The sequence below is a fragment of the Streptomyces sp. NPDC006372 genome (assembly GCF_040612515.1).
Classification (GTDB): domain Bacteria; phylum Actinomycetota; class Actinomycetes; order Streptomycetales; family Streptomycetaceae; genus Streptomyces.
Window position 1 is genome coordinate 469,770 of the sequence record NZ_JBEXQJ010000001.1, and the last position, 21,485, is coordinate 491,254.

The following is a 21,485-nucleotide window of genomic DNA, read 5'->3' on the forward strand; positions in this document are numbered from 1 at the left end:
CACCTCCGCACAAAGGTGCCGCCCCCGCTCTTCCCCGTGAGCCGGAGCCGCCGCGATCGGTGAGGGTGGTCGGGGACCGTCGGCGGCTCCGGGTTCTCGGGTGGCCCGTGCGGGCCACGGGGCTAGCGGTGGTCGCTGCCCTGCGACTGGACCGCCGCCCGGCCGGCCTCCAGGCGGGCCACCGGGATGCGGAACGGGGAGCAGGAGACGTAGTCGAGTCCGACCTCGTGGAAGAAGTGGACCGACTCCGGGTCACCGCCGTGCTCGCCGCAGACGCCGAGCTTGAGGTCGGGGCGGGTCTCGCGGCCGGCCTTGGCGGCCAGCTTCACCAGGGAGCCGACGCCGTCCTTGTCGATCGTCTCGAACGGGGAGACACCGAAGATGCCCTTCTCCAGGTACGCGGTGAAGAACGAGGCCTCCACGTCGTCCCGGCTGAAGCCCCACACCGTCTGGGTGAGGTCGTTCGTGCCGAAGGAGAAGAACTGGGCCGCCTCGGCGATCTGACCGGCGGTCAGGGCGGCGCGCGGCAGCTCGATCATCGTGCCGATGGACAGCTTGAGCTGCGCGCCCGAGGCCGCCTCGACCTCGGCGATGACCTTGTCGGCCTCCTCGCGCACGATCTCCAGCTCCTGCACCGTGCCGACGAGCGGGATCATGATCTCGGCGCGCGGGTCGCCCTTGGCGGCCTTGCGCTCGGCCGCGGCCTCGGCGATCGCCCGGACCTGCATGGTGAACAGGCCGGGGATGACCAGGCCGAGACGGACCCCGCGCAGACCCAGCATCGGGTTCTGCTCGTGCAGCCGGTGCACGGCCTGGAGCAGGCGCAGCTCGTTCTCGTGCGGCTCCTGGCGCGACTCGGCGAGAGCCACGCGCACCGACAGCTCGGTGATGTCGGGCAGGAACTCGTGCAGCGGCGGGTCCAGGAGGCGGATGGTGACGGGCAGGCCGTCCATCGACTCGAAGAGCTGCACGAAGTCCTGCTTCTGCAGCGGGAGCAGCTGCTTGAGGGACTCCTCGCGCTCGGCGTCGGTGTCGGCCAGGATCAGCCGCTCCACCAGCTCGCGCCGGTCACCGAGGAACATGTGCTCGGTGCGGCACAGGCCGATGCCCTGGGCGCCGAAACGGCGGGCGCGCAGCGCGTCCTCGGCGTTGTCGGCGTTGGCGCGCACCCGCAGGCGGCGCTTGCGGTCGGCGAAGGCCATCATGCGGTGGACGGCCTCGACCAGCTCGTCGGCGTCGTCGGCACCGGGGTGCATCCGGCCTTCGAAGTACTCCACGACCGGCGACGGCACGACGGGTACCTCACCGAGGTAGACCTTGCCGGAGGAGCCGTCGATGGAGACGACGTCGCCCTCCTCGACGATGTGCCCGCCCGGGACGGTCATCCTGCGGCGCTTGGTGTCGACCTCGAGTTCCTCGGCGCCGCAGACACAGGTCTTGCCCATGCCACGGGCGACGACGGCCGCGTGGGAGGTCTTGCCGCCGCGGGAGGTCAGGATGCCCTCGGCGGCGATCATGCCGTCCAGGTCGTCGGGGTTGGTCTCGCGGCGGATCAGGATGACCTTCTCGCCGGAGCGGGACCACTTCACGGCCGTGTAGGAGTCGAAGACGGCCTTGCCGACGGCCGCACCCGGGGAGGCGGCGATGCCGCGGCCGACCTGCGAGACCTTCGCGTCCTCGTCGAAGCGCGGGAACATCAGCTGCGCGAGCTGGGCGCCGTTGACGCGGGTGAGCGCCTCGGCCTCGTCGATCAGGCCCTGGTCGACCAGCTGGGTGGCGATGCGGAAGGCCGCGCCCGCGGTGCGCTTGCCGACACGGGTCTGGAGCATCCAGAGCACACCGCGCTCGATGGTGAACTCGATGTCGCAGAGATCCTTGTAGTGGTTCTCCAGCGTCTCCATGATCTGCATCAGCTGGTCGTACGACTTCTTGTCGATCTGCTCCAGCTCGGCGAGCGGCACGGTGTTGCGGATGCCCGCGACGACGTCCTCGCCCTGGGCGTTCTGCAGGTAGTCGCCGTAGACGCCCTGGTGGCCGCTGGCGGGGTCGCGGGTGAAGGCGACGCCGGTGCCGGAGTCGGGGCCGAGGTTGCCGAAGACCATGGAGCAGACGTTGACGGCCGTGCCCAGGTCGTGCGGGATGCGCTCCTGGCGGCGGTAGAGCTTGGCGCGGTCGGTGTTCCAGGAGTCGAAGACCGCGTGGATGGCGAGGTCCATCTGCTCGCGCGGGCTCTGCGGGAAGTCCCGGCCGGCCTCGGTCTTGACGATCTTCTTGAACTTGGTGACGAGCTTCTTGAGGTCGGCGGCCTCCAGCTCGGTGTCGACCGTGACCTTCTTGGCCGCCTTGGCCGCCTCCAGCGCGTCCTCGAAGAGCTCGCCGTCGACGCCGAGGACGGTCTTGCCGAACATCTGGATGAGGCGGCGGTAGGAGTCCCACGCGAAGCGGTCGTCGCCGGCCTGCTTGGCGAGACCCTGGACCGACTTGTCGGAAAGGCCGATGTTCAGGACGGTGTCCATCATGCCGGGCATGGAGAACTTGGCGCCCGAGCGCACCGACACCAGCAGCGGGTCGTCGGCCTGGCCGAGCTTCTTGCCCATGCGGGCCTCGAGGGCGTCGAGGTGGGCGCTCACCTCGTCACGCAGTGCCGCCGGCTCCTCGCCGCTGTCGAGGTAGACCTTGCAGGCCTCGGTGGTGATGGTGAAGCCGGGCGGGACCGGAAGGCCCAGGTTCGTCATCTCGGCGAGGTTCGCGCCCTTGCCACCGAGGAGGTCCTTGAGGTCCTTGTTGCCCTCGGTGAAGTCGTAGACGAACTTCACGCCCTCAACGCTCGCGGCCTGCTCGGCTACCGGGAGATCTTTGTTTTCCGACACGGGTCTCGACTCCTCGAGGACGCGGTGGCTGCCCTGACGGCGAGGAACATACCCAGATCAAAGGCGTCTGGGTACGTCCACTCGTGCGTCATGCGCCTGTAACCACTCGTCCGCCAGCGGATCGAAAGTCAAGGCTCGGCAAGCGATCACAGGCGTATGTTTTCACTTCTTGAACGCAAGAACCTCCCCGGACCGCGTTCAGCGCTCATATGAGCGGTGTTCCTGCACGCTTGATTTCGCTCGATGAACGATCAAACGATGGCACTCAGTGCCACCCCTTGGAGAAGTGCAGCCGCTCAAGATCCGCTCATCTGAGCGCAACCCTTATCAGGGGTGGCGAGAATCACGCTGCCACAGCCCGGCGGATTTCACCATGCGGACGTGTCGTGCGACCGAAATGTCCCCGTCACACACCGAGCGCGCGCAGCCGCTCCTCGACCCGTTCCGGCGCGTAGAGATGCTCCACGACCATCGCACCGGCCCCCACCAGCCCGGCTCGCTCACCGAGCCGGGACGTCACGACGTCCAGATGGGCGGTGGAGCGGGGCAGCGCCCGCTGGTAGAGCAGTTCACGCACACCGGTGAGGAAGGGAGTTCCGGCCAGATCCCCGGCGATCATCAGCACCCCGGGATTGAGCAGGGTCACGACGGTCGCCAGCACGTCCCCGACCCGGCGCCCGGCCTCCCGGGCCAGACCGACCGCCTCGGGGTGCCCGGACGCCAGCAGGTCCCGCACGTCCGACCCGGAGGCCGCCGGCACCCCGGCCTCCGCGAGCCGCCGGGCCACCGCGCCACCGCTCGCGACGGCGGCGAGGCAGCCGTACGAACCGCACCGGCACAGCGCCTGGGCGCCCTCCGGCACCCGGATGTGCCCGATGTCCCCGGCGCCGCCGTCGATGCCCCGGAAGACCGAGCCGCCGACCACGACCCCGGCGCCGATGCCGGTGGAGACCTTCACCAGCACGAAGGCGGAGCAGTCGGGGTAGCCCGTGCGCTGCTCGCCGTACGCCATGAGGTTGGCGTCGTTGTCCACGAGGACCGGCACGGGGCCGGCGCCGGTGTGCTCGGTGAGCGCCCGGGCCAGCCGGCCCCGTATGTCGTAGCCGTCCCAGCCGGGCATGATCGGCGGCTGGACGACCCGGCCGGTCTCGGTGTCGACCGGGCCGGGCACCGCGAGCCCGACGCCGCACACCGCCTCCGCCCCGTGTCCGGCCTTCTCCAGCAGCTCGGCGAACCAGCGCCCGAGTTCGCCGAGCACGGCGTCCGGACCGTCCTCCACGGCCAGGGTGCCGGAGTGCTCGGCGAGAATCTCGCCGGACAGCGACAGCACGGCCGCCCGCGCGTGCCGGGTGTCGAGGTCGGCGGCCAGGACCACCGCGTGCTCGTCGTCGAACTCCAGGGTGATGGAGGGGCGTCCGCCCAGCGGGGAGTCGACCGGCCCGCCGGCGCCCTCGCGCAGCCAGCCCGCCCGGAAGAGCCGGTCCAGCCGCTGCCCGACCGTGGCCCGGGACAGTCCGGTGGCCCGCTGCAGCGCACCCCTCGTCACGGCGCGGCGACTGCGCACCAGTTCGAGCAGTTCGCCGGCGCTCGCCTGGCCCACGCCTCTGCCGGTCCTCCCGGGCATTCCGGTCATGCACACCCCCTTGTGTTTCCCAACCTTGCCTTACATAGTGGGTTTTGCGTGTTAAATAGACGTAACCTCACCGTAGCCGCAGCCGAACCGGCCGGCCGGACGTCTTCCGGAGAGTTCCGAGTGGACCGCACCGCCCGACGCGCCCCCCGCCCCACGGGACGCACCGTTGCATACGATCCGTCCAGTACCGCTTCCCCCCTGCACCTCAGGGCCGCCGCAGTGCTGGAGGCCGGCTGGACGGGCTCCTCCACCGTGCCCTCCCGCAGCCTGTACCCGCACCAGTGGTCGTGGGACTCCGCGTTCATCGCCATCGGCCTGCGCCACCTGTCGCCGTTACGGGCGCAGACGGAGCTGGAGACGCTGCTGGCGGCCCAGTGGGCGGACGGGCGGATCCCGCACATCGTCTTCAACCCCTCCGTCCCGCTCGACGCCTACTTCCCCAGCCCCGACTTCTGGCGCTCCTCCACCGCGGGGCGTGCCGCGGGTGCCCCGCGCACCGTACAGACCTCCGGGATCGTGCAGCCACCGGTGCACGCGCTGGCCGTCTGGCTGGTGCACCTCGCCGACCCGGGCCTGTCCCGCGCACGCGGCTTCCTCACCCGGGCGTACCCCCGACTCGCGGCCTGGCACCGGTACTTGCTGCACCGGCGCGACCTGGGCGGGGGCGGGCTGGTCTCCGTGGTGCACCCCTGGGAGCAGGGCATGGACAACAGCCCCTGCTGGGACCGTCCGCTGTCCCGGGTCACCCCGGCCCCGGCCCGCTCCTTCCGCCGCGCCGACCTCGACCACGGCTCCCCCGAGGACCGGCCGACGGATCTGGACTACGGGCGGTACGTGCGGCTCGCGGCGGACTACCGGGACCGGGGCTACGCGGACGGGCCCGGGGACTTCATGGTGGAGGACCCGGCGTTCAACGCCCTGCTCATCACCTCCGAGTACGCCCTGGCCCGGATCGCGCACGAGCTGGGCGCGGCGGGCTCGGCCCGGCGGACCCGGGCCGACCGGCTGACCGCCACCCTCGTGCGGCGGCTGTGGGACCCGGCCGCGGGGATGTTCCTGTGCCGGGACGTGCGCGCCGGGGAGCCCGTCCCCGAGCGCGGTGTCACGGGCCTGATCCCCCTGCTCCTGCCGACCCTGCCGCCCGACCTCGCGGCCACTCTGGTCCGCACCGTCTGCGGCCCGCACTTCGGCCTCGGCGGCACGACCCGCCTGGTGCCCAGCTACGACCTGCTCGGCGAGGCCTTCGACCCGCACCGCTACTGGCGCGGCCCGGCCTGGTTCAACACCAGCTGGCTGCTGGAGCGCGGGCTGCGGCTGCACGGCGAGCGCGGCCGGGCCGACGCCCTGCGCAAGGGCGTCCTGCACACCGCCGGCGCCACCGGCTTCGCCGAGTACGTCGACCCGTACACAGCACAGGCCTGCGGCGCCACCGGCTTCGGCTGGACCGCCGCGCTCACGCTCGACCTGCTGCACGACCGGCCCGCATGGGACAGATGCGGCGTCACGGCGATCAAGGGAGAGGACCGGGCATGACCGACCGGCATCATCTGCTCGTGCACGGCGGGACGTTCGCCGCCGTCGGCGACCGCGGCGACATCAGCGGCTACCGGGGCGGCAGCGCCCCGGACGGCATGTTCGTACGGGACGCACGGCATCTGAGCCGCTGGCAGCTCACCGTCGACGGGGCCGTGCCCGACACGCTCGCACCGGTGGCCGACGGGGACACGGCGGCCTGCGTGCTCGTCCCACGCGGCGGCCGCGACGAGCCGCCCGCGTACACGCTCTTCCGCGAACAGGCCGTCGGTGACGCCTCGTTCGTCGAGTCGCTGCGTGTCACCAGCAACCGTCCCACGCCGACGACGGTCCGGCTCGCGGTCACCGCCGACGCCGACTTCACCGACCAGTTCGAACTGCGCTCCGACCACCGCACCTACACCAAGGCCGGGGCCGTCCGCTCCCGCCAGGTCCTCGGGCACGGCGTGGAGTTCAGCTACCGGCGGGGCGAGTGGCGGTCCGTCACGACCGTGACGGCCGAACCCCAGCCGGACGCGGTGGAGGAGACCGGCACCGGTGCCCGCCGCATGGTGTGGACCCTGGACCTCGAACCGCACGGCACCGCCGAGCTGGTCCTGCGGGTCATCGCCCGCCCGCACGGCGACAAACGCGCCCTGCGTGTGCCCCGCTCCCCCGCCGCGCTCCAGCAGCAACTCCTCGCCCGGGAGGGTGAGTTCATGGAGGGCGTGGCGTTCCCGAGCGGCCGGCCGGAGCTGGCCGCGGCCTGCGCCCGGGGCCTCGCCGACCTCGCCGCGCTCCAGGTCCCCGCCACCGGGCCGGACGGTGAGGAACTGCGCGTCCCGGCGGCCGGCGCGCCCTGGTTCCTGACGCTGCTGGGCCGGGACGCCCTGCTGACCTCGCTGTTCGCCCTGCCCTACCGGCCGCGGCTGGCCGCCGCCACCCTGCCCGCGCTCGCCGCGACCCAGGCGACGGGCGCCGGTGCCGACGAGGTCACCCAGCCCGGCAAGATCGTGCACGAGGTGCGGCACGGCGAACTCGCCCACTTCGGCCAGGTCCCCTACGGCCGCTACTACGGCTCGGTCGACGCCACGCCGTTGTTCCTCGTGCTCCTCGGCGCGTATGTGGAACAGACGGGCGACACCGCCCTGGCCCGACGCCTCGAACCCCACGCCCGGGCCGCCGTCGGCTGGATGCTCGACCACGGCGGCCTGACCTCGCGCGGCTACCTGGTCTACCGCGCCGACCAGGGCGGCCTCGCCAACCAGAACTGGAAGGACTCCCCCGGCGCGATCTGCTCCGCCGACGGCACCCGGCCCCACGGCCCGGTGACCGCCGCGGGTGCCCAGGGCTACGCGTACGACGCGCTGCGCCGCACGGCGTGGCTCGCGCGCACGGTGTGGCAGGACGGGACGTACGCGGACCTGCTGGAGCAGGCGGCCGGTGATCTGCGCGACCGTTTCCAGCGGGACTTCTGGATGCCGGAGCGCTCCTTCCCGGCGCTCGCCCTCGACGGCCGGGGCGACCGGGTCGACGCCCTCGCCTCCGACGCCGGACACCTGCTGTGGTCGGGCCTGCTGGACAAGGAGTACGGCGAACAGGTCGGCCGGCGCCTGCTCGAACCGGACTTCTTCTCGGGCTGGGGCGTGCGCACCCTGGCCGCCGGGCAGCCGGCCTACCATCCGCTCTCCTACCACCGCGGTTCGGTCTGGCCGCACGACAACGCGCTGATCGCACTGGGTCTGGCCCGCTACGGGCTGCACGACGAGGCGCGGGCGATCGCGGGCGGGCTCGTCGACGCGGCGGCCGCGACCGGCCACCGGCTGCCGGAGGTCCTCGCGGGCTACGGCCGTGACACCCACCCCGAGCCGGTGCCGTACCCGCACGCGTGCGTGCGCGAATCCCGCTCGGCCTCGGCCCCGTTGGCGCTGCTCACGGCGGTCGGCGGGGTCTGAGTCCCGGTTGGCCGAGCGTTTGCCGGGTGTTTGCCGAGCGCTGGCCGGAGGCACTGAACACACCTGCTGAGAGCCCCGTACGGAACTGAGACGGACCCGCACCCCCACGCGGGTCCGTCACCTCACCGGTTTCCGTACGGGAAGGACCTCTCCGGGTGCCTGTCTTCACACGCTTCAGCCCGTCACCGGGTCCGGGTGACGGGCCTTCAGAGGCCGCGTCAGAGATGCCCGGTGAGGAGCCGGAGGGGGAGGGAAGGGAACCGGAGGCCGGGGGGCCGGGCGACACGGGAGGAGCGGAGCCGGGGTCGGCATCTGCACATGAGCGCGTGCCGGGCCCCACGCGGACGCCCGAGCCGGAGCCGGAGCTGAAGTCGGCGCCGGAACTCGAATCACCATTGCCGTCGGAGCCCGCGCCGGGACTGGAGCCCACAGCGACACCGGTGCCCCAGCGCAAGCCGGAGGCGAAGCCCACGCCGAAGGCGAAGCCCGCGCCAGCGGCCGAGCAGGCGTCGGCGGTCGGGAGACCAACTGACGGCGCCGTACCCGCCGCACCCGAGCCCGTCGCCCCCGAGTCCGCCGCACCCGAGCCCGTCACCCCCGAGTCCGCCGCAGACGAGCCCGTCACAGCCGCTCCCCCGGCCACCCGGAGATCCCGCCTCGCCCGCCTCACCGGACTGACCTACCTCCGCACCCGCCACCCCCGGGCCTCCCGCGTCCTCTCCTGGATCACCACCGCCCTCGCGGCCCTGCTCGTCCTCGGTGCCCTGCTGCTGCCCAACACGCTCCCCGGTGTCGAGCCGCGCAGCTTCACCCGGATACCCGCGGAGGCGGTCGTCGGGGCCGTCGTCGTGCTGGGGCTTCCGCGTCGGCCGCGGCTGATCGCGGCCGTGCTGTACGGGCTCGGCCTCACCGCGCTGACCGCCGTGAACCTGCTCGACATGGGGTTCAACGAATACCTGGGCCGTGGCTTCAACGCCGCGCTCGACTGGGACCTGCTGCCCGACGCGCAGGCGTACGTCGAGGACACGCTGGGCGGCGGTGTCGCGACCGCCGTCGCCGTCGGCGCGGTCGTCCTCGTCCTGCTGCTGGCGGTCGTCATGGTCCTGGCGACGGTCCGGCTCAGCGACCTGCTGGTCCGCCACCGGCCCCGGGCGGCCCGGGGCGCGCTGATCGCCGGCACCGTCTGGATCACCTGCTCGGCGTTGGGCCTGACGCTCTTCGGCGGCCCGATCGCCTCCGAGCGCGCGGCCGGGGCGCTCCGGGTGCACGCGCAGCGGACGGTGGAGTCGCTGCGGGACGAGGCGGCGTTCGCGCAGGAGGCGAAGGCGGACACCTTCGGCAACACCCCGCCCGACCAGCTGCTGCCCGACCTGCGCGGCAAGGACATGATCTTCACTTTCATCGAGAGCTACGGCCGCAGCGCCATCGAGGACCCGGTCATGGCTCCCGGCGTCGACCGGACCCTCGACACCCGCACGAAGGCCCTGGCGAAGGCCGGCTTCCACGCCCGGAGCGGCTGGCTGACCTCGGCCACCTACGGTGGCAGCAGCTGGCTCGGCCACTCCACGACCATGTCCGGCCTGTGGATCGACAACCAGCGCCGCTACCGCACGGTCAGCGCCGGCGACCACCTCACCCTCACCAAGGCGTTCCAGAAGTCCGGCGCCTGGGACACGGTCGGCGTCATGCCGGGCGTGCAGAAGGGCTGGCCGGAGGAGAAGTGGTACGGCCTCGACAAGCTCTACGACGCCTTCGACCTGGGGTACCAGGGCCCGAAGTTCAGCTGGTCGACCATGCCCGACCAGTACGCGCTGGAGGCGTTCCAGAAGCAGGTGCACGGCCGGAAGCGGGACAAGCCGCTGATGTCGTTCGTCATCCTGACCTCCAGCCACCAGCCCTGGGCGCCCATCCCGAAGACGGTCGGCTGGGACGAACTGGGCGACGGTTCGGTCTTCGACGCGATCCAGAAGGCCGGCAACAAGGCCTCGGACGTCATCACCGACACCACCAAGTCCCGCGAGGAGTACGGAAAGTCCATCCAGTACTCGGTCACCAGCCTCACCCAGTGGCTCGAGCGCTACGGCACCGACGACACCGTCCTGGTCTTCCTCGGCGACCACCAGCCCATCGCCCGGGTCAGCGGCGAACGCGCCAGCCGGGACGTGCCGGTGTCGATCGTCGCGAAGGACCCGAAGGTCCTGGACAAGGTCGCCGGCTGGAACTGGACGGAGGGCCTGAAGCCGGACCGCGACGCGCCCGTCTGGAAGATGAGCTCCTTCCGCGACCGCTTCCTGAAGGCGTTCGGCTCCACCCCACACCCCTCGGGCTGATCAGCCGCCGGAGGTGTCCAGCTCCGCGTCCTCGCCGATGCCCGCGCAGTCGTAGGGGTCCTTCAGCCAGCCGTCCGGCAGCACCACCCGGTTGTTGCCGGACGTGCGGCCCCGGGGCCCGTCGGCGCCGGTGGGCCAGGGCTGGTCGAGGTCCAGCTCGTCGAGCCCGGCCCGCAGTTCCTCCAGCGAGGACGTGATCGCGAGACGCTTGCGCATCTCGGAGCCGACCGCGAAGCCCTTGAGGTACCAGGCGACGTGCTTGCGGAAGTCGACGACGCCCTTGGACTCGTCGCCGATCCACTCGCCGAGCAGCGTGGCGTGCCGGACCATGACGTCGGCGACCTCGCGGAGCGTGGGCCGGGCGATGTCGTCGTGCCGTCCCTCGAAGGCGGCGACGAGGTCGGAGAACAGCCAGGGCCGCCCCAGGCACCCGCGTCCGACCACGACCCCGTCGCAGCCGGTCTCGCGCACCATCCGCAGCGCGTCCTCGGCCGACCAGATGTCGCCGTTGCCGAGCACCGGGATCTCCGGCACGTGCTCCTTGAGCCGGGCGATGGCGTCCCAGTCGGCGGTGCCGCCGTAGTGCTGGGCGGCGGTGCGGCCGTGCAGGGCGATGGCGGTGACGCCCTCCTCGACGGCGATCCGGCCGGCGTCGAGGAAGGTGATGTGGTCGTCGTCGATGCCCTTGCGCATCTTCATCGTCACGGGCAGGTCGCCGGCGCCGCTGACCGCCTCGCGCAGGATGGCGCGCAGCAGGTTCCGCTTGTACGGGAGCGCGGAGCCGCCGCCCTTGCGGGTCACCTTGGGCACCGGGCAGCCGAAGTTGAGGTCGATGTGGTCGGCCAGGTCCTCCTCCGCGATCATGCGGACGGCCTTGCCGACGGTCGCCGGGTCCACGCCGTAGAGCTGGACGGACCGGGGGCGCTCACTCGCGTCGAAGTGAATGAGCTGCATCGTCTTCTCGTTGCGTTCGACCAGCGCCCGGGTGGTGATCATCTCGCTGACGAACAGGCCCTTGCCACCGCTGAACTCCCTGCACAGGGTGCGGAAGGGCGCGTTGGTGATCCCGGCCATGGGGGCCAGGACGACGGGGGGCTGGACGGTGTGCGGGCCGATCTGCAGGGGCGTGGACATTCCTCCATTGTGCCGTGCGACAGGACAGGGCAGTTCATTAGTTAGCCGCACTATCGAAATCGGCGTACGATGGAGCGCATGCCCGAGCTCAGCCACCGCCGCCGCATGCTGGTCCTCGCGATCTGCTGCATGAGCCTGCTCATCGTCAGCCTCGACAACACGGTCCTGAACGTGGCCCTGCCGTCCATGCAGCGGGACCTGCACGCGAGCACGTCGGGCCTGCAGTGGACGATCGACGCGTACACCCTGGTCCTGGCGTCGCTGCTGATGCTCGCGGGCTCCACGGCCGACCGGATCGGCCGCAAGCGCGTGTTCATGGCGGGCCTGGTCGTCTTCACCATCGGCTCGGTGCTCTGCTCCCTCGCGCCGAACCTGGAGGCGCTGATCGCCTTCCGGATGGTCCAGGCGGTGGGCGGCTCCATGCTCAACCCGGTCGCCATGTCGATCATCACCAACACCTTTACCGACCCCCGCGAGCGCGCCCGGGCGATCGGCGCGTGGGGCGCGGTCGTCGGCATATCCATGGCCGCCGGCCCGCTGGTCGGCGGTCTCCTGGTGGAGTCGGTCGGCTGGCGCTCGATCTTCTGGATCAACCTCCCCGTGGGCCTCGCCGCCCTCCTGCTCACGCTGCGCTTCGTCCCCGAGTCCCGGGCCGGCCGGGCCCGCCGCCCCGACCCCGTCGGCCAGCTCCTGGTGATCGCCCTGTTCGGCTCCCTGACCTACGCGATCATCGAGGCGCCGACCACGCCGTTCGCCTCGACCGCCCCGCTCGTCGTGGTGGCCCTCGCCGCACTCACCGGCCTGCTCCTGTACGAGCCGCGCCGCGCGGAGCCGCTGATCGACCTGCGGTTCTTCCGCTCGGCACCGTTCAGCGGCGCCACCGTCATCGCGATCAGCGCGTTCGCCGCACTCGGCGGCTTCCTGTTCCTGTCCACGCTGTACCTCCAGAACGTACGCGGCCTGACCGCCCTGGAGGCGGGCCTGTGGATGCTGCCGATGGCGGCCCCGACGTTCCTTTGCGCCCCGCTCTCCGGCCGTCTGGTGGGCACGCGCGGTCCACGCCTGCCCCTGCTGATCGCGGGCGGCGCGATGACGGCGAGCGGCCTGCTCTTCGCCGCGTTCGACGCCGAGACCTCGGACTTCACCCTCGTCGCCGGTTACGTCCTCTTCGGCATCGGCTTCGGCTTCGTCAACGCCCCCATCACCAACACGGCGGTCTCCGGCATGCCGCGCGCCCAGGCGGGCGTCGCCGCGGCCGTCGCCTCCACGAGCCGCCAGCTGGGCCAGACTCTGGGTGTCGCGGTGGTGGGCGCGGTGCTCGCCGCGGGAGTGGGCGCGTCCTCGTACCGGGAGATGTTCGTCACGGCCGCGCGACCGGGCTGGTGGATCCTGACGGCCTGCGGCGCCGCGGTGCTGACGCTGGGCGCCCTGACCAGCGGACGCTGGCCCCGCCGGACCGCCGAGCGGACGGCCGAGCGGCTGGAGTCGGCGGAGGTCCGGGAAGCCGCCGGCGTCAGCGCCTGAGGCCTGCTGTTCCAGGGCCTGTCGTTCGGATCGCGCCGCAGGCGCGGGCCTGGCACGCGCATCTGCGGCGTTGACGGGCTGCCGCCGATGTCCTGCGACACGATCCGGACGACAGGCCTCAGTCCTCCTCCGCGGCCCGGCCCTCGCCCGCCATGAACCGCCAGACGAGGGCGTGGCCGAGGACGACCAGGGCGATCAGCATCAGGGCCTCGGCCTGGATGGGGCGCAGTCCGATGTGGTCGGCGATCTCGGGGTACGCGCCGACGACCGCGATCAGGGCGTAGAGCAGGGCGGCACCGGCCTGCTGCCAGGCGACGAAGCCGTCGCCGCGGGTGCGGGCCAGCAGCCGCAGGGTGCACGCGCAGCCGACCAGGGCCAGGACGACGAACGCCGCCCGCCAGATCCGCGGCTGTTCGGCGCCGCCGACCTGACCGAACAGGCCCATCACGGCGGGCAGCAGGAAGGACAGGTAGACCCCGCCGACGACGCGGCGCTGGGCGGGGTCACGCATCCAGTCGCCATGGCTCTGGACGACGTTCCACCACAGGCCGACCAGGGTGAAGCAGGTCGCGGAGAAGAGGGCGTAGAACGTGGAGATATCCATGGACGACGAGGGTCGCAGCGCTCGCGGCCCCGCCGTGTGCCACACGCCCCGCACCCGCTGGAACGGACTAGCCGGGGCCTTCTTACGGGTCAGACCCCGGTCCGGCCGACCGCGCCTCCTCAACCCCGCCGCGCCACGGCGATCGCCCGCAGTTCCTCCAGGCGCTCCCTCGACTCCGCGTCCGCCGGTACGTATGTCACGATCCTCGGCCCCACGTCGGGGGTCAGCCACAGGTCGGTGTGGTCGACGGTGATACGGCCGACGTGGGGGTTGAGGAACTCCTTGCGCTTGGTGCGGTGGGCGACGACCTCGTGGCGGTCCCAGGCGGCGCGGAACTGGGCGGACTCCGTGCGCAGCCGCTTGAGCAGCATCTTCCAGGCGGGCTCGGTGAGATGACCGGCCATGGCCGCGCGGAAGCGGGCGGCCATCAGACGCTGTGTCTCCTCCAGGTGCACGATGGACGACTGCCATCCCGGGTGTGTGTACGACAGGACCATGCAGTTCCGGTCCTCCGGCGGCACCGTGTCCAGATCGCACAGCAGCAGTCCGTAGGTGCGGTTGTAGGCGAGGATGTCGTACCGGCTGTTCTGCAGGCACGCCGGGAACGGCTCGACCTGCTCCAGCACCGCCCGCATGGCCGGCGTGACCGATGGGCAGGTGGTCGCCGGCGTCGGGTCCGCGGCCCCCGCCAGCTGGAAGAGGTGGGCGCGCTCACCGGGGTCGAGCAGCAGCGCGCGGGCGAGCGCGTCGAGGACCTGGACGGAGACCTGGATGTCCCGGGCCTGCTCCAGCCACGTGTACCAGGTGACGCCCACGGCGGAGAGCTGGGCGACCTCCTCGCGGCGCAGGCCCGGCGTACGGCGTCGGCGGCCCCGGGGCAGGCCGACCTGCTCGGGGGCGATCCGCTCACGGCGGCTGCGCAGGAAGGCCGCGAGTTCGTGCCGCCGGACGTCCGTGTCGCGGGGCGCCTCGGGTGCGCGTACCGGTGTCTCCTGTGCCATGGTCACCATGCCCTTCAGCTTGCCGCCGCCCGGACCCGGTTTCCAGGTAGTGCTTCTACCAGGATAAGGACACTCTGGTACCAGTCTGGGACGGGTCGCAGGCTCGTGACCGTGACCACGGAATCCCTCACCCCACGCCCTGTCCGCTCACCGGCAGCCCCGGCGCCCGTGCTCGGCGGCCTCGGCCTGTTCACCGTGCTGCTGGCCGCGGCGCTCCCTCTCGTCGACTTCTTCATCGTCAATGTCGCCCTGCCCACCATCGGCACCGACCTCGCCGCGGGCGAGTCGGTCCTCGAACTGGTCGTCGCCGGTTACGGCGTGGCCTACGCCGTCCTGCTGGTCCTCGGCGGGCGGCTCGGTGACCTGTTCGGCCGGCGGCGGCTGTTCCTCGTCGGCATGGCCGCCTTCGGGCTGACCTCGCTGGCGTGCGGACTGGCGCCCGGCGCCTGGTCGCTGGTCGCGGCCCGGGTCGCGCAGGGCGCGTCGGCCGCCGCGATGCTGCCGCAGGTGCTCGCCACCATCCAGGCCACCACGACCGGCCCGCGGCGGGCGAAGGCCATGGGCCTGTACGGCGCGACCGCCGGGCTGTCCATGGTGGCCGGGCAGATCCTCGGCGGGGTGCTGGTCGCGGCCGACATCGCCGGTACCGGCTGGCGTTCGGTGTTCCTCGTCAATGTGCCGGTGGTCCTCGCCGGGCTGGTGCTGGCCGTCCGCGCGGTCCCCGAGACCCGCTCCCCGCGCCCGGAGCCCGTCGACGTCCCCGGCACGGTCCTCCTCGCGGCCTCGCTCCTCACCCTGCTCGTCCCGCTCACCGAGGGCCGGGCGGCCGGCTGGCCGCTGTGGACGTGGCTGTCGCTGGTGGCGTTCCCGTTCGTGGCGGCGGCGTTCTACGCGGTGGAACGCCGGGCCGACCGCGAGGGCCGTACGCCACTGGTCCCGCCGAGCCTGTTCACGCTCGTCTCCCTGCGCCGCGGACTGCTGTTGATCCTGCCCTTCTCCATCGGCTTCAGCGGTTTCATGTTCGTGATCGCTGTGGCGTTGCAGCAGGGCGCCGGGCTCGACCCGGTCGCCGCGGGCCTGGCGCTCGCGCCCCTCGCGGTGGTGTTCTTCGTCTTCTCCCTCCTGGGCCCGCGCCTGGTCGCCCGGTACGGGACCCGCGTGGTGACGGCGGGCGCCGCGCTCCAGGGCCTGGGCCTGGCCCTGATGGCGCTCGCCGCCTGGCGCTTCTGGCCGCATCTGGGCTTCGTCGAACTGCTCCCGGGAGCGGCGGTGGCCGGCGCGGGCCAGGCGCTGCAACTCCCGGTCGTCTACCGGGTCATCCTCTCCGAGGTGCCACCGGCCCGCGCCGGGGTCGGCAGCGGCGTGATGATCACCACCCAGCAGTCGGCGCTGGCCCTGGGTGTGGCCACTCTGGGCACGCTGTTCCTGTCCCTGGTCCCGGGGTTGGGCATGCGGGACGCCCTGGTCACGACGCTGCTGGTGCAGCTGGGCGGGGTGGCGCTGACCGGACTGCTGAGCCTCAGGCTGCCGCGCAGGGTCGTCTGAGGTCTCTCACAGCTGGGTAACTCACTGCCCCGGCCGCACTGTTGATGTTGGTCTTGCTGCACACTCCTTGCTGCGAAACGGACCGGATCCGCCGGATTCCTGGACGCGGGAGGCGTCATGGCGCAGAGCGACACGAGCAAGGTCAGCCGCTGGGACCAGCACGGCCGGGAGCACGTGGTGCGGGTGCGGCGCACGGGAGTGCAGCGCACGATCAGATGCGACACCTGCGGCTGGCGCAGAGGAGCCCAGTTCCTGCCGTGGCTCAAGGCGGAGGAGCACCTGGCGGAGGCCCATCAGGCCACGGTGGACCCGACGGCGGCGTGAGGCCCGAGGCGTGCGGCGACGTGCGGCGGCGAAGGGCTCACCGCTTTGGCGCCGTCACCGTCGCCCTACGAGTGCAAGCCCCGCACCACCAGCTCCACCACCGCCTCGAACTCCCCCTCCACGCCGGGCCGCTCCCACTCCGTGGCGTAGAGGGGGTCATGGAAGCGCCCGGTCGCGTGGAAGACAGCGCGGGCCGAGGCCTCCGGGTCGGTGGTGTCGAAGCTGCCGGCCTCCACGCCGGACCGGATGATGCGGGCCAGCTGCGCGGTCAGGTCGGTGATGTGTTCGCCGACCGCCGTGCCGGTGTCGCCCGTGAGAACCCTGTACGTGGCGAACAGCTCCGGATCCTCGCCCGCCTTGCGGCGCTTGGCGGCGAAGAGCGCACTGAGCCAGTCCCTCAGCCGGGCCTCCGGGTCGCCCTCCGCGGCGACTATCCCGGACAGCTCCCCGGTCGTGCGGTCAAGCCAGCGCTTGGTGACCGCTTCGCGCAGCGCCGCCTTGGTGCGGAAGTGCCGGTAGACGCTGCCGTGGCTGACGCCGAGCGCGCGGGCCACGTCGACCACGGTGGCCTTGGCCGGGCCGTGCCGGCGCAGCACCTCCTCGGTGGCCTCGAGGATGCGCTCGGCGGTCAGGGTCTCGGTGGTCGGTGCCATGACCTGACCGTACCCGGGACGCGGTTCAGCTCTCGAGGTGCGCCATCTGTGCCGCCGGGTAGCGGTCACCGGCGGCGGCCCCGGCCGGCACGGCTTCCTCGATCGCGGCCAGGTCGGCCGCGTCCAGCGTCACGTCGAGCGCGCCCAGTGCCTCGGTGAGCCGGTCGCGGCGGCGGGCACCGACCAGCGGCACGATGTCCTCACCTCGCGACAGCACCCACGCGATCGCGATCTGCGCGACGCTGACGCCCTTCTGGTCGGCTATCTCCCGCAGCGCCTCGACGAGGTTCAGGTTGTGCCGGAGGTTGTCGCCCTGGAAGCGCGGCGACCTCGCCCGGAAGTCGCCCGCGCCGAGCTGCCGGTCCGCGGTGAAGTGGCCGGATATCAGGCCCCGGGAGAGCACCCCGTACGCCGTGATCGCTATGCCCAGCTCACGCGTGGCCGGGAGGATCGCGTCCTCGATGCCGCGCGAGATGAGGGAGTACTCGATCTGGAGGTCCGAGATCGGTGCCGTGGCAGCGGCCCGGCGGATGGTCTCGGCGCCGACCTCGCTCAGGCCGATGTGCCGCACGTGGCCCTTCTCGACGAGTTCCGCGATCGCGCCGACCGTCTCCTCGATCGGCACGGCCGGATCGAGACGGGCGATGCGGTAGACGTCGATGTGGTCGACGCCGAGCCGCTGGAGGGAGTATGCGGCGAAGTTCTTCACGGCGGCGGGCCTGCCGTCATAGCCCAGCCAGCCGCCGTCCGGGCCGCGCAGGGCGCCGAACTTCACACTGACCAGGGCCTGTTCCCGCCGGGCGGCGGGGGCCGCACGCAGGGCCTCGCCGATCAGCAGTTCGTTGTGGCCCATGCCGTAGAAGTCGCCGGTGTCCAGCAGGGTGACGCCCGCTTCGAGCGCCGCGTGAAGGGTCGCGATGGACTCGGCCCGGTCCGCCTCGCCGTACAGCGCGGACATGCCCATGCAGCCGAGACCGAGGGCGGAGACCTGGGGGCCGGTGGTTCCGAGAGGGCGGGTTCGCATCGTCATGCCCTCCACTGTGCCACCACAGCTGACAGATTTCAATATCTGTCAGCTGTCACTTGTCAGCCCCGCGGCCCGGCTACCGCGCCGTGAACGCCAGCTTCGCCCCGAGTGCCACGAACGACCCCGCGAAACCGCGCCGCAGCCACGCCATCACCCGCGGCCGCCCCACGACATGACTGCGCACCGACGCGGCCAGTACCCCGTAGACCGCGAAGACGACGAAGGTCGCCAGCATGAACACCCCGCCCAGCCCCACCATCCGCACCACCGCTTGCGGCTCACCGGGACTCACGAACTGCGGCAGGAACGCGAAGAAGAAGATCGTCAGCTTCGGATTGAGGATGTTGATCAGCACCCCGCGCACGATCACCTGCCGCGCCGGCACAGGCCCGGACGACGCCCGCTCCTCCACCACGAGTGCCTCCTTGTCCCGCACCGTCGCCCACGCCATGTAGAGGAGGTAGGCGACTCCGGCGTACTTCAGCACCTCGAAGGCGGTCGCACTGGCGTGCAGCAGCGCGGCGACGCCGGTGACCGTGGCGAGCAGATGCGGCACGATCCCGAGCGTGCAGCCGACGGCGGCGACGACGCTCGCCCGGCGGCCACGGGAGAGGGCGGCGGCGAGGGTGTAGACGACGCCGGTGCCCGGCGTGGCGACGACGACAAGGGTGGTCAGCAGGAACGCGATGCTCATGCGCTCACCTTGGCGCCGGCGCGATCCCTGGAAACAGGTCCAATCGGCTGCGGCGATGGAGGACCACTCCCCTCACACCACCCCATGAAAACGCGCCGGTGCCGGGCCCCTCCGTGGAGGAACCCGGCACCGGCGTACGACGGGGAACGGTCAGCAGCCGACCAGGCGGGCCGCCAGGTACCCCTCGATCTGGTCGAGGGAGATGCGCTCCTGCTTCATGGAGTCACGCTCGCGGACGGTGACCGCGTTGTCCTCCAGCGTGTCGAAGTCGACGGTCACGCAGAACGGCGTACCGATCTCGTCCTGACGGCGGTAGCGGCGGCCGATGGCGCCGGCGTCGTCGAACTCGATGTTCCAGTTCTGGCGCAGGGCCTGGGCGAGACCCTTGGCCTTCGGCGACAGCTCGGGGTTGCGGGACAGCGGGAGCACCGCGACCTTCACCGGGGCCAGGCGGTGGTCGAGCCGCAGCACGGTCCGCTTCTCCATCTTGCCCTTGGCGTTGGGCGCCTCGTCCTCGACGTACGCGTCGAGCAGGAAGGCGAGCATCGCCCGGCCGACACCGGCCGCCGGCTCGATGACGTACGGGGTCCAGCGCTCGCCGGCCTCCTGGTCGAAGTAGGTGAGGTCCTGGCCGGAGGCCTTGGAGTGGGCGCCGAGGTCGTAGTCGGTGCGGTTGGCGACGCCCTCGAGCTCGCCCCACTCACTGCCGCCGAACTGGAAGCGGTACTCGATGTCGGCGGTGCGCTTGGAGTAGTGGGAGAGCTTCTCCTGCGGGTGCTCGTACCACCGCATGTTCTCCTCGCGCAGGCCGAGACCGGTGTACCAGTTCCAGCGCTGCTCCATCCAGTACTCCTGCCACTTCTCGTCCTCGCCCGGCTTGACGAAGAACTCCATCTCCATCTGCTCGAACTCGCGGGTGCGGAAGATGAAGTTGCCGGGCGTGATCTCGTTGCGGAAGGACTTGCCCATCTGGGCGATGCCGAACGGCGGCTTGCGGCGCGAGGTGGTCTGCACCTGGGAGAAGTTGGTGAAGATGCCCTGCGCGGTCTCGGGCCGCAGGTAGGCGATGGACCCGGAGTCCTGCGTCGGGCCGAGGTGGGTCGACAGCAGGCCGGAGAACTGCTTGGGCTCGGTGAAGGTCCCCTTGTTGCCGCAGTTGGGGCAGTTGAGGTCCGCGAGACCGTTCTCCGGGGCGTGCCCCTTCTTCTCCTCGTAGGCCTCCTCCAGGTGGTCCGCGCGGAACCGCTTGTGACAGGAGGTGCACTCGGTGAGGGGGTCCGTGAAGGTGGCGACGTGGCCGGAGGCGACCCAGACCTCGGGGGCCAGGATCACGGACGAGTCGATGCCCACGACGTCCTCGCGCGACGTCACCATGTAGCGCCACCACTGGCGCTTGAGGTTCTCCTTGAGCTCGACACCCAGGGGGCCGTAGTCCCAAGCGGCGCGCTGACCGCCGTAGATCTCACTACAGGGGAATACGAAGCCACGGCGCTTGCTCAGGCTGACGATGGTGTCGATCTTGTCGGCGGCCACGGTGCTCTCTTCATTACGACGACGGGCGACGGAGCGTTTTCCTCCAGCGAATGCTTCAGGTTACCGGCGGGGACGCCCCCTCAATCAAATCGCTCCCCCTCCGGCCTCCTCAAGACCCTGCTCAACAGGTTTGTTGACAACGGTTTCCATATTTGTTGAAAATGACTGTCATGAACGTACGACGACTCATACCCGCCGCCGCGGCCACCGCTCTCGGCCTCGGCGCCCTGACCGCCTGCTCCAGCGACAGCGCGGCGACGGGCAACACGGACAAGTTCGACGTCGTCGCGTCGTTCTACCCCATGGCGTTCCTCGCCCAGCAGATCGGCGGCGACCACGCGAACGTCACCAGTCTGACCGAGCCCGGCCAGGAGCCGCACGACCTGGAGATCAGCACCAAGCAGCGCGCGCAGCTGGAGGAGGCCGACGCGGCGCTCTACCTCAAGGGCCTCCAGCCCGCCGTCGACGAGGCCGTCTCGCAGACCGGCATCAAGACGAAGATCGACGCGGCCACCCTGACCCACCTCGAGGACCACGGCACCGGCGGCCACACCCACGAGGGCGAGGAAGGCCACTCCGAGGGCCACTCCGAGGAAGAGGAACACGGCCGCGACCCGCACGTCTGGCTCGACCCGGTGAAGTACGCCGAGATCGCCCAGGGCGTCGGCAAGGCCTTCGAGAAGGCCGACCCGGACCACGCGGCCGACTACAAGAAGAACACCGAGGCCCTGGTCAAGAAGCTGAACGGGCTGAACAGCGAGTTCGAGAACGGCCTGAAGGACACGAAGACCAAGGTCTTCTTCACCAACCACGCCGCCTTCGGCTACCTCGCCGAGCGCTACGGCCTCACCCAGGAGGCCATCTCCGGCGTCGACCCCGAGAGCGAGCCCAGCGCCGCCCGGGTCAGGGAGCTCCAGCAGGAGGCCAGGGCCGACGGCGTCACCACGGTCTTCTACGAGACACTGGTCTCCGACAAGACCGCGAAGACCCTGGCCCGGGACGCGAACCTGAGGACGGACGTGCTCGACCCGCTCGAGGGCATCACCGACCGGTCCCGCGGCGACGACTACTTCCAGGTCATGGAATCCAACCTCAAGGCCCTGCAGACGGCCATGGGAGCCAAGTGATCGACTCAACGGAGGACGG

General features: G+C 71.4%; 16 protein-coding genes. 7 read left to right on the forward strand and 9 right to left on the reverse strand.

Going from position 1 to position 21,485, the window contains the following annotated elements; all coding sequences use genetic code 11:
• Positions 1-122: 122 nt before the first annotated feature.
• A complete protein-coding gene (gene ppdK / locus ABZ016_RS02120; RefSeq protein ID WP_356915035.1) occupies positions 123-2,816 on the reverse strand; it encodes a pyruvate, phosphate dikinase in 2,694 nt (897 codons plus the stop codon).
• 460 nt (positions 2,817-3,276) lie between these two features.
• Positions 3,277-4,503: an ROK family protein gene (locus tag ABZ016_RS02125; RefSeq protein ID WP_356914608.1), complete on the reverse strand. Its 1,227-nt coding sequence runs from the start codon at positions 4,501-4,503 to the stop codon at positions 3,277-3,279.
• 120 nt (positions 4,504-4,623) lie between these two features.
• Here ABZ016_RS02125 and ABZ016_RS02130 point away from each other — a divergent pair, with 120 nt between their 5' ends.
• The 3 genes from ABZ016_RS02130 (at position 4,624) to ABZ016_RS02140 (ending at position 10,300) form a co-directional block, all read left to right on the forward strand.
• The gene (locus tag ABZ016_RS02130; protein WP_356914609.1) at positions 4,624-6,036 is read left to right on the forward strand and encodes a hypothetical protein; all 1,413 of its coding nucleotides are present in this window, start codon (positions 4,624-4,626) and stop codon (positions 6,034-6,036) included.
• Complete coding sequence (locus ABZ016_RS02135; RefSeq protein WP_356914610.1) at positions 6,033-7,970, forward strand: glycogen debranching N-terminal domain-containing protein; 1,938 nt, start codon at positions 6,033-6,035, stop codon at positions 7,968-7,970. Before ABZ016_RS02130 ends, ABZ016_RS02135 begins: the two co-directional genes overlap by 4 nt.
• A 725-nt stretch (positions 7,971-8,695) precedes the next feature.
• Positions 8,696-10,300, forward strand: coding sequence for a sulfatase-like hydrolase/transferase (locus ABZ016_RS02140; protein WP_356915036.1), 1,605 nt, complete (start codon positions 8,696-8,698; stop codon positions 10,298-10,300).
• On the opposite strand, the gene dusB is transcribed toward ABZ016_RS02140, so the two are convergent.
• Positions 10,301-11,434 (reverse strand): tRNA dihydrouridine synthase DusB, encoded by a 1,134-nt coding sequence (gene dusB, locus ABZ016_RS02145; protein ID WP_356914611.1) that lies wholly within the window; start codon positions 11,432-11,434, stop codon positions 10,301-10,303.
• Between the two features lie 78 nt (positions 11,435-11,512).
• Here dusB and ABZ016_RS02150 point away from each other — a divergent pair, with 78 nt between their 5' ends.
• Positions 11,513-12,958, forward strand: a complete 1,446-nt coding sequence (locus ABZ016_RS02150) for an MFS transporter (protein ID WP_356914612.1) — start codon at positions 11,513-11,515, stop codon at positions 12,956-12,958.
• 118 nt (positions 12,959-13,076) lie between these two features.
• Here ABZ016_RS02150 and ABZ016_RS02155 read toward each other — a convergent pair whose 3' ends face one another.
• Both ABZ016_RS02155 and ABZ016_RS02160 read right to left on the reverse strand, forming a co-directional pair.
• Positions 13,077-13,562 (reverse strand): hypothetical protein, encoded by a 486-nt coding sequence (locus tag ABZ016_RS02155; RefSeq protein WP_356914613.1) that lies wholly within the window; start codon positions 13,560-13,562, stop codon positions 13,077-13,079.
• 119 nt (positions 13,563-13,681) lie between these two features.
• On the reverse strand, positions 13,682-14,572 hold the full coding sequence (locus tag ABZ016_RS02160; protein WP_356914614.1) for a helix-turn-helix domain-containing protein: 891 nt from the start codon (positions 14,570-14,572) through the stop codon (positions 13,682-13,684).
• A gap of 102 nt (positions 14,573-14,674) precedes the next feature.
• Here ABZ016_RS02160 and ABZ016_RS02165 point away from each other — a divergent pair, with 102 nt between their 5' ends.
• Together ABZ016_RS02165 and ABZ016_RS02170 are read left to right on the forward strand one after the other, a co-directional pair.
• Complete coding sequence (locus ABZ016_RS02165) at positions 14,675-16,108, forward strand: MFS transporter (RefSeq protein WP_356914615.1); 1,434 nt, start codon at positions 14,675-14,677, stop codon at positions 16,106-16,108.
• A gap of 117 nt (positions 16,109-16,225) precedes the next feature.
• Positions 16,226-16,432 carry a hypothetical protein gene (locus tag ABZ016_RS02170; RefSeq protein ID WP_037669683.1) on the forward strand — a complete coding sequence of 69 codons (207 nt, stop codon included), beginning with the start codon at positions 16,226-16,228 and terminating at the stop codon, positions 16,430-16,432.
• A gap of 65 nt (positions 16,433-16,497) precedes the next feature.
• On the opposite strand, the gene ABZ016_RS02175 is transcribed toward ABZ016_RS02170, so the two are convergent.
• From ABZ016_RS02175 to ABZ016_RS02190, 4 genes are all read right to left on the reverse strand, one after another.
• Complete coding sequence (locus ABZ016_RS02175; protein WP_356914616.1) at positions 16,498-17,085, reverse strand: TetR family transcriptional regulator; 588 nt, start codon at positions 17,083-17,085, stop codon at positions 16,498-16,500.
• A gap of 25 nt (positions 17,086-17,110) precedes the next feature.
• Positions 17,111-18,115 carry an aldo/keto reductase gene (locus ABZ016_RS02180; protein WP_356914617.1) on the reverse strand — a complete coding sequence of 335 codons (1,005 nt, stop codon included), beginning with the start codon at positions 18,113-18,115 and terminating at the stop codon, positions 17,111-17,113.
• Between the two features lie 73 nt (positions 18,116-18,188).
• Entirely contained in the window at positions 18,189-18,806 is a 618-nt protein-coding gene (locus tag ABZ016_RS02185) for a LysE family translocator (protein ID WP_356914618.1), read from the reverse strand.
• A gap of 150 nt (positions 18,807-18,956) precedes the next feature.
• Positions 18,957-20,339, reverse strand: coding sequence for a glycine--tRNA ligase (locus ABZ016_RS02190; RefSeq protein ID WP_356914619.1), 1,383 nt, complete (start codon positions 20,337-20,339; stop codon positions 18,957-18,959).
• A 170-nt stretch (positions 20,340-20,509) separates the two neighbouring features.
• Between ABZ016_RS02190 and ABZ016_RS02195 the strand changes: the two genes are divergently transcribed.
• Positions 20,510-21,466, forward strand: a complete 957-nt coding sequence (locus ABZ016_RS02195) for a metal ABC transporter substrate-binding protein (RefSeq protein WP_356914620.1) — start codon at positions 20,510-20,512, stop codon at positions 21,464-21,466.
• The last annotated feature ends 19 nt before the right edge of the window (positions 21,467-21,485 follow it).